At 41.5% G+C, this 9,676-nt stretch carries 5 protein-coding genes; 3 read left to right on the top strand and 2 right to left on the bottom strand.

What is annotated here, in order from left to right; genetic code table 11:
- The 3 genes from IQ259_RS26050 to cbiE form a co-directional block, all read left to right on the top strand.
- The coding region (locus tag IQ259_RS26050) for a patatin-like phospholipase family protein (protein WP_228014796.1) at positions 1 to 1,207 on the top strand (1,207 nt) is incomplete at its 5' end.
- 837 nt (positions 1,208 to 2,044) lie between these two features.
- Positions 2,045 to 3,238: an MFS transporter gene (locus tag IQ259_RS26045; protein ID WP_193888884.1), complete on the top strand. Its 1,194-nt coding sequence runs from the start codon at positions 2,045 to 2,047 to the stop codon at positions 3,236 to 3,238.
- Between the two features lie 27 nt (positions 3,239 to 3,265).
- Positions 3,266 to 4,501 (top strand): precorrin-6y C5,15-methyltransferase (decarboxylating) subunit CbiE, encoded by a 1,236-nt coding sequence (cbiE, locus tag IQ259_RS26040; RefSeq protein ID WP_193888883.1) that lies wholly within the window; start codon positions 3,266 to 3,268, stop codon positions 4,499 to 4,501.
- A 254-nt stretch (positions 4,502 to 4,755) separates the two neighbouring features.
- Here cbiE and IQ259_RS26035 read toward each other — a convergent pair whose 3' ends face one another.
- Both IQ259_RS26035 and IQ259_RS26030 read right to left on the bottom strand, forming a co-directional pair.
- Positions 4,756 to 6,735: a TrkA family potassium uptake protein gene (locus IQ259_RS26035; protein WP_193888882.1), complete on the bottom strand. Its 1,980-nt coding sequence runs from the start codon at positions 6,733 to 6,735 to the stop codon at positions 4,756 to 4,758.
- A 73-nt stretch (positions 6,736 to 6,808) separates the two neighbouring features.
- Positions 6,809 to 8,791: a pentapeptide repeat-containing protein gene (locus IQ259_RS26030; RefSeq protein WP_193888881.1), complete on the bottom strand. Its 1,983-nt coding sequence runs from the start codon at positions 8,789 to 8,791 to the stop codon at positions 6,809 to 6,811.
- Positions 8,792 to 9,676 lie beyond the last annotated feature (885 nt).

Raw genomic sequence — 9,676 nt, 5'->3', positions numbered from 1 at the left:
CCCCTGCTCCCTACCCCCTGCCCCCCTGCGACCTACTTGTATCAAACTTAAAGTGAAACGGTATTATTCATATCTCAGACAGCAGCCATCAAAAATAGAATTAGGAGTTTACATGGCTTATCGCTACAAAATATTGTCCATTGACGGCGGTGGTATTCGCGGTATCATCCCAGCAATTATTCTGGACGAAATCGAAAAACGCACAAATAAACCGATTTGTCAGCTATTTAATTTAATTGCTGGAACTTCAACAGGAGGAATTTTAACCGCTGCTCTAACTAAGCCACATCCTAGCTATCAAAATCAACCACAGTTTAAAGCTGAGGAGTTAATTGATATCTATCGCCAAGATGGAAAGCGAATTTTCTCAGAATCTCCAATTGCAAAAAGCTTCAAGCTTGATGATATTTTAAAGGCAAAATATTCTTCAAAAGGCAGAGACGAAGTTTTAACAGAATATTTGCAAGATACTCTTGTTAAAAAAGCACTAACTAATCTTTTTATTACTAGCTATGATATTGAATTGCGAATGCCTATTTTCTTTGTCAATAATGTAAAAGACCAAAAATTAGGTGAAAATTTCCGCAAGATTTGTGATGGCTATACAATGAAACAAGCAGCAATGGCTACTTCTGCTGCACCGACTTATTTCAAGCCTTATAAACTTGATACAGCCGACCCTACAAATAGCGGTTACTATGCCTTGGTGGATGGTGGTGTGTTTGCTAACAATCCAACTTCTTTAGCAATTATGGAAGCTTTGATTTCTTCTGCTAGAGCAAATCCTCAAAAGCCAGACCAACAACCACTGACTATCAATGATATTCTGGTAGTTTCATTAGGTACAGGTTCTCTTAATCGTCGATACAATTACGATCAAGCAGTGAATTGGGGTTTGATTCAGTGGGTGGAGCCAATGCTAAATATTACTTTGGATGGTAGCAGTGAATCGGTAGCTTGTCAGCTAGAACAATTATTACCACAAGCTGACGGTTATCCTAAACAATACTATCGCTTCCAAAGACAATTAACTAAAGCTAATGACAATATAGATGATGCAAGTTCAGAAAATATTGAACGACTAATCACCTTAGCAAAACAGATTATTGAGCAGAGAGATTCAGAATTAGACGAACTTTGTCAGCAGCTAACACAAGGACTGTATCAACAAGAACAGCAAGAAGAATCAGCACTTGTTAGTATATAAGTCATGAGATTTACTCACCTATACCCTTAATTTTTCGGTTCACTGGGTACGTGGTAAGTATTTGCCTAGACATGACTATATCATTGTGTAATACCGTTTCACTTTAAGTTTGATACAAGTAGGTCGCAGGGGGGCAGGGGGCAGGGAGCAGAGGGAAAGAATTAAAAACCATTAATTTGTATCAAGATTTTCGTGAATTGGTGTAAGTACGTGAATAAAAAAGTAGAGACGCGATTGATCGTGTCTCTACTTTTTTATAGAGAGCTAGGCTTTACGAAGGATAATTTATCTAATTCGGCAATTTTTCATACCTAATGGATATGACATATTATCGAATAGAGTCTTACTTATAAAACACAAAATAATAATTATGATATTCACATAACTTATAACATGGCTTATACTTATATGGTAATTAACCTTGAATGTAGAATATTCTTTTGTTTATCTAAATATACTAACCAATAAATTATACAATATAAGTCAACAATGTGGTAATTTTATTTAAATTTAAAAATAGCTTAAACAATAGAAATAAGCTTATATTTTTTAAGAGTCTGGGCAATTTACATACAGAAAAGAGGTGCAATAAGCAACATGATTTAAATATTAGAAATACGGTTATTCATTTATTTGAGATTACAATGATTAGTGGATTAAAGTAAAAATCATGTACAATTATTAGTGTTTTTACTAGAAATGTAGGAGTAAAGTCTTGATTAAAATGTTCTTGATTGTACAAATTTATGGTTTTCAAATTTCTTAATTGTGCAATTTCTAATGCGATTTAGTTCACAAAATTGTTTTAAAATCGCACCACGGAAGACAGGCAGAATAATGGTTAACTCTTTCAATACCAACAGTGAAATATTATGGCGGCAAGTTTGGGGATTAGCTGCTTTATTAGTAGCAATCATCCTCAGTTGGATGGCATATGCTTTTTATCAACCAAAAATTTTGCAAGAACTAGAATTTGTGGAATTAGCAGGTTGGTTGGGAATATTGCAAGGGTTACTTTCCGCAGTTATCGAACCCTTGAGCGGCGGAATTTCCGATCGCATCCAGCAGCGTTTGGGTAGTCGTTTGCCAATGATTAGCGTTGGGGTAGTATTGGCGGGTTTAATTTTTGCCACTGTCTCGTTATTAACTGAGCATAATTTACCAACAGGTATCCGTTGGGTAATTCCAGTGCTGATGACGGCTTGGGTAATGGCCATGATTATTTTTCGGAGTCCAGCGATCGCACTTTTAACTCAATTTGTCCCAACAACCGAATTATCCCAAGCTAATGCCATTTTGGTACTTGTGTTTGGCACAGTGGCAGCGATCGCACCATTATTTAATACCTTACTCTACAGCATGGGTGCATCAATTACTTTTATGCTGGGAGCGATCGCTTTAGTTTTGGGAGCATACATTTTGCAATTATTCAGTCCCAAACAGGCTTTTAACCCTCCTATCCATCATCAACAAAAATCAGCGACTGCACCGACTATGCTGTTAATCCTGATTTTTGCCATCGGTTTAGCCACAGGATTTGAAGTTAACCTGCTATTTGCAATTTTTCCACCAGAATTACAAACTCAACTACCGGGATTGCAAGTAGAAATTATTGCGTCTGAAATACTGTTAGTCTCGGCGATCGCATCTGTACCCCTAAGAGACTGGACAGCAGATTTAGGTGCAAATAAATCGATGTTATTGGGACTGGGAAGCATGACTGGCTTGATGGGACTAACAGTATTAAACGATCATTACATCCTAGCGATCGCCTTAATTTTGGCTTTTGGGATCAGTTTTAGTCTAGTTTTTCTCAGCATGATTCCCTTGGTACTGGGAAAACTACCCGCAACTCAGGCGGGTTTGGGTACTGGCTTATACTTTGGCGGTAGTGCTGGCGGGACTGCTATAGTTTCTTTATTAATTAAGCAACTTAGTCTAACATCCGTAGGTGCGTTTTTGTTGGCTGAGGTTGCTTGCTTAGTGGTGACTGTGTGTATTCTTTTGTGTAAGAAAGTTTCTGTTGCCTAATTTCTGAATTCTTTGTTGTTAAATTCCATGAGACAGAAATGGCTATCTATTATAGGCGTTGGTGAAGATGGACTACAGGGATTAAGTGCGATCGCCCATTCTATAATTGCTCAAGCTGAAATTATTATAGGCGGCGATCGGCATTTAGCTATGCTCCCTATTGATGAGCAACGGGAAAAAATAGCTTGGAGTTCTCCATTCAGCGCATCAATTACAGAAATTATCCGCCGTCGGGGTCAATTAACCTGCATTTTAGCCAGTGGTGATCCCATGTGTTACGGCGTTGGTGTCACCTTAATGCGGCACATTCCCATGTCAGAAATAACGATTATCCCCGCACCTTCAGCCTTTAGCCTCGCCTGCGCTAGACTCGGATGGTCTTTAACTGAGGTAGAAACTATAAGTTTGTGTGGTCGTCCTTCAGCTTTGCTGGCATATTACATCTATCCTGGAGCCAAATTATTAATTTTGAGTGAAGGAAGAGAAACACCCAAAATTGTGGCAGAAATTCTCACAAATCGGGACTACGGGAATAGTAAAATCACTGTATTGGAACGTATGGGCGGCATTCACGAACAGATTGTAGAAGCGACAGCTGCATCTTGGAATCAAACGGAAATTGCTGCACTAAATACAATTGCCGTTGATTGTATTGCTGATGTTGGAGTTGTACCTTTAGCAAGAATACCGGGATTGCCTGATGAAGCTTACCATCACGATGGACAACTTACCAAGCGTGAAGTACGAGCAGTGACTTTATCAACCTTAGCACCCATACCAGGAGAACTTTTGTGGGATGTGGGCGCGGGTTGTGGTTCAATTTCCATTGAATGGATGCGGACTCATCCCCGATGTCGAGCGATCGCAATTGAACAAAACTCATCTAGACTACAATACATTGCCGACAATGCCGCCGCTTTAGGTACGCCAAATCTGCAAATTATTTCGGGTAAAGCACCATTAGCCTTAACAGAATTACCCACACCAGACGCTATTTTTATTGGTGGTGGAGTCACAGCAGAGGGATTATTTGATATTTGTTGGCAAGCACTACGTCCAGGCGGACGTTTAGTTGCTAATGTCGTCACCATAGAAGGTGAGCAAACCTTATTTAAATGGTATGAAAAAGTAGGTGGTAATTTTACTCGCATTGCTATTCAAAGAGCCGAACCAATTGGTAAATTCTTAGGCTGGAAAGCAATGGCTCCTGTTACACAATGGATAGCGATGAAAGGGTGTGATACCAATTCACGAAAATCTTGATACAAATTAATGGTTTTTAATTCTTTCCCTCTGCTCCCTACCCCCTGCCCCCCTGCGACCTACTTGTATCAAACTTAAAGTGAAACGGTATGAGGTGTAGAAAAAACTATAACGCGATGTGCGACTTATTTTTAAAACTTCTCTCCAAGGCTCTCCCCGGCGCGGGGAGAGGCTTTAAAGGGAAGGGGTTGGGGGTTAGGTTTGAGAGAAAGTTGCACACGGCGTTGTTTTAGGAAAAAATACACTACTCAGCACTATTCGATGTGAGATGAAACTTGGGCTTTACTCAATTCATACACCAAACGATGTGCTTGGTGCAGGTAGAGAGGATATTGCAGAGTTGCTGGTAGTTGATTCATTAGCGTTCTCGCTAGTTGGATATCACAACCAGTAACTCGTGAAATTACTGCTGCGCCTTCAAATGCAGCTTCTTGTGAAATTGTTTTTTCAACTCGCACTAACTTTTGACCTGTTTTGATGGTTCCCCGTTCGACTCGTTGCAACCCCTCAATGGTGGCTAATACCACCAAGCGATCGCCTACAGCTATTTTGATATCATCAGAGGGCATAAACTTGGGTGTGTACTGTTTAGCTCTGATGTGTAAAATTGGCACTATCCCATAACCATAGGCAATATCAGCGATTAATTTGCCATTGAGGGTATCGTCGGCTTCAATTTCATATTCGGTAACTAAAGTAGTTTGGTTATCTAAACGAAATAAATTTAAAACATTTTCGCCAAACGCTGCGGCGGCGAATGCTTCGGCGGCTAGTTCATAAACGCCTAAAACTCTAGCATTAGGTAGCAGTTGGGCAACATTTTCGCTAAAACGCGGGTCAAAGGTACGGATTACTAAATTGGCTTGAGGGTTGACAGCACGAGCTTTTAAGGCAAATTCTAGGTTTGCTACTTCATCATCGGTAACGACAATAACGCTTTTGGCAGTGGTAAGATTAACTTTGTTCAAAGCATTTTGGATGTTGCCCAAAACTAAGGGCATTTGGGGTAACACTCCTGGTTCTAAGTCTTTGGTATGCACTCCTAATAAAGGTTGTCTGAGTTCTTGCAACAACTGTGCGACTCCTCGACCGACTCTTCCCATCCCAATTAGAATTACATGGTCTGCTTTGGGGATGCGGGGACGACGCTTAGAAAACTGGAATCTTGTAGATAAGACACGTTCTGTAATCAAAGCATAAAGAATACCAACAAAAATCGTCCCGGTGACAGTCATACCAATACTGAATAAATGCAGCCACCAAGGAGCGGGAAATTCTCTTTTTAGTCCTCCAAATACATCGCCATAGCCGCCAAGAATTAATATCAAAGAAACATTCAAAGCATCTTGCCAGGTAATGTCAGGATAGTGCAATTTATACAGCAGTGTCCCAAACAAGAACCAACTCAGCATCACCATTGCACCCACAAAGGCTACACGACTGGTTTGATTACTTTCTTCCCAAAACTGAGTTAACCTGTTGCGTAAATTTTGCCATGTCATCCCAGTGACAATTTCATCCCACTTAAAAGTGTTGTTATGTCTTGTGGGATGAGAACTCAGACTTTCAATTAACTCAACATAGAAGATAAAATCTCCGGGAAGAACTTTTGCATCTGGGTTCCATTGATAAAAACCCTTGGGTAGGGGTTTTCCGGCTCTGGTGTGGATAAGTATTCGTCGGTTGCTACTATTAATTTTATAAAGGTGACGATCGCTCCAACGATGAGAAGCATCAATAGATATCCCCAAAACTCGCAGTGAACGGTTGTCTAAATTAAAAAATCCTCTGGTTTCATTACCTAATGCGGCTAAAGCAAAACTATTAGCTGGTAACTGCGTGGCTTCAAAGGCGATAAAATTACCCAAGCTTTCGCTCAGTAACTCATTGAGATTGTCTTGGGCTGAACGGATGACTAAGCGAACTTGAGGATTAAGCGATCGCGCGGCAAATGCGGCGGCTATATTTACGCGCTCATCGCTGGTTACAATCAAAATTGCCCGACACTGTTTGATTCCTGCTTGTTCTAATATTTTAGGTTGGCGACAATCACCAATCACCAATTTATCTATCAAATCAGGTAACTCAGGAATTTCCCAATTTTGAGTATTTATCTCTTCAATGGCACTAACCTTAACGCCAAACTCCTTCAGCACAGATACGCAATATTGACCTAAACTGCCCAGTCCACAAACTAAGAAAGAGTTTGGATTTGTTGTTGCATTTTGCACCATAGCATTTTTCAATCATTCATGAACAACAAGATCCCCGACTTCTTAAAGAAGTCGGGGATCTAAACCGCTCGAATTACCCTAAACCGAATAATTTAGTAATTACAGGTAATAATTTATTCGCTTCTTCTACTAATTTGGTGACAGTGGGTAAGCCAGAAAATAACCCTTTTAACATGGTGATGGCTGTCTTTGCAGTCTTTTGCTTGGTAGGTTCTTGAGGATTTTGACCTGCTTCGGCTAGAGTTTTGACTTGTTCTAAAGCCTCGGCTTTGTCTTCATCAGATAATTCTGAAGATTGGGAAATTGCCGCTTGTAACTGCGTGAGTAATTCTTTAATTCCTGGTTGATCAGTTTGGCGTGATTCGGGTAACTGTTGAATTGTATTGGTAACATCACCGCCAATTTTACCCAGGTTGATGACACCGCTAATATCTCTGCCAGCGCTGATATGGATGGGATTATCTTGCGACATGATGGTAGTTCCTTGTGTATTAAACTTTGGCTGCTGGAGTGCAGTTGTGAGCATATTTTCTAAACTACGAATGCGATCGTCTTTTTCTATAAGTAGTAATTGCCGACTCTGCGATAAAACTTTGAGTTGATTATAATCTTCAAAATATTCGGCGCTCAGTTGCGATTTATTAATGCCTTCGGCCGTTTTGGCGCGGAGTAAGAATTTATCATCGCCGCGTTTCTCCATTGCGACGATTTCTAACTCAGCTTCGGGATGGTTTTCTGCGAGGTTTTTGAAAGCAATAGCAATAGCCCGGGGGTCAACGCCTTGATTGTGGTAAAGGTCGAGGGTGTCAAAAATTGGCTGAATAAATTCAGCAAAGTCGCCGTCTTTAAATACTTCTTGTTGATTATCTGGTTTGCGGAGGGGGTCGGGGTTGTCTTTGGTGGGTAAGCGCATGAAGATATATTCACACCTTACGCCATGCAGTTTAGTTTCTCTGGTAATGCCCCAATCTTCAATGAATGCACCTGTGAGGGTTGCGCCTGTTAAATCGGTTGCGTCGAGTTGGGTTTGTTTGAGTTTGGCTCTTGATAAATCGGCATCTTGCAAATTAGCTTCACTGAGGTCAGCGCTGATAAAGCTGGTATCTGCTAGGTTAGTTTTTTGTAAATTGATACCTCGCAGGTTTTGGCGGTTAAAGTTTTTGTCTTGTCCCTGTCCGGTAACTAGCAGTTGACGTACTTGTGGGTTTTGCAGATAAGTTGAACCAGGACGAATACGGTCAAGCATTTTGGCTTGATGCCAACAAGTAAGGGTGAGGATAGTGTTGCGTAAATCAGTGCTTTTGAGTATAGCTTTGGTGAAGTCGACATTGGTTAAGTTAGCGTTACGAAAGCTTGTACCTCCTATAGCTGCAAAGGCAATAGCCATATCACGAACTAGGGAATATTTTTCATTTCCTTTCATCGCTTGCCAAGCGATGTAAATGTTCAGTAAGGTTCCGGCGAAGGCGACGGCGACGCTGATGACTCCGGCGACGCTGATGGCGACGCTGATGGCGACGGCGACGGTGATGGCGATGGCCAAGTCTCCGGCAATGTCGATGGCTCCGGCGATGGCGACGGCTCCAGCGACGGCGACGCTGATGGCTCCGGCTCCGCCGATGGCGATGGCGAAAGCTCCGCCGATGGCGACGGCGACGGCGACGCTGATGGCTCCGGCGATGGCGACGGCTCCTAAACCAGCTGTTAATCCTTGACGAATTGTGATGAAGTAGAAGGCAATCAAGACGATTAAAACAACCCAGGCCGCAATTTGGTTCTTTAGAGACGAGTCAAATATCAGCCACCCTATCATGTAACCATTCAAAGCCGAGAAAAATGTTGACAGTGCCGAAAAGAAGCATGAAACAAGAACTAAACCAATTACCCAACGTCGCTGTAGTCCAGCTTTGGCGTGACTAAAGTTTGCACCTGTGAGGTTAACACCGCTAAAGTTTGCCCCTCGAATATCGGCATAGCTAAAGTTTGCACCTACAAGGTCTTGTCTACCCTTAAAGTTGCGTCCTCGCAGATTTTGACCGGAGAAGTCTAAAGCCATGTGTAGTTTTACGGGGTTGAGCAAATTCTACTACACGCTTTAGCCTATAAATTTAGGAATAATTGTATATATAACCATTTTCAATTGACTGAGGTACACAGACCAGACCTAACCCCCTAGCCCCCTTCCCGACGCGGGAAGGGGGAAAAATCAAAGCCTCTCTCCTCGCAGGAGAGAGGTTTGGAGAGAGGTCAAAACTGTACTTCAGTCAACCGAGAACCCCTATATCCCGCTTTTGTCACTTTCCGGGAGGGCAATTGCTAGAAGTCTTATGAGGCAATCAATACAAGCTATCCTATTAGAAAAAAATGGGTCTTGTATTTGTGATTAGAAAATAATCGTGCGATCGCTTGCTATGCAAAAGCTCTAGAATTCAGCAATAGCAAATGTTTTCGGAGAGTGACAGAACAGGGATATTTCGTGGTAGCCTAGATCCCCGACTTCTTCAAGAAGTCGGGGATCTAAATCCAGCACTATTGGTTGGATATTTTTTCATTAAAAGTCGTTAATGAAGTTCTGAGGTTCATTCGCAAACCTTAGAGGTTAATCGACGAAGCTCTGAGGTCTATCCGCAAACCTTAGAGGTTCATCAACGAAGTTCAGAGATTCACGGGCAAAGTTCTGAGGTTTATTAACGAAGCTCAGAGGTTCACGCACAAACCTTAGAGGTTCATCGACGAAGCTCAGAGGTTCATGGGCAAAGTTCCGAGGTTTATTAACAAAGCTCAGAGGTTCATTAGCGAGTATCAAAAGCTTAACCCTGTTGTGTCACTTTAGGCAGAGGAAAAATAGAATTCAGGGTGAGTTAGGAATATAAAAATTGGGGAAGTGAGCCTATAAACAATGGCTTGAAGTTTAGCAAATCCCAATGAAAGTTGAGGGATA

The organism is Fortiea sp. LEGE XX443 (genome assembly GCF_015206815.1).
Lineage (GTDB): Bacteria > Cyanobacteriota > Cyanobacteriia > Cyanobacteriales > Nostocaceae > Nostoc_B.
Note: the sequence above shows the minus strand (reverse complement) of the source record. Positions and strands in the feature narration are given on the sequence as shown.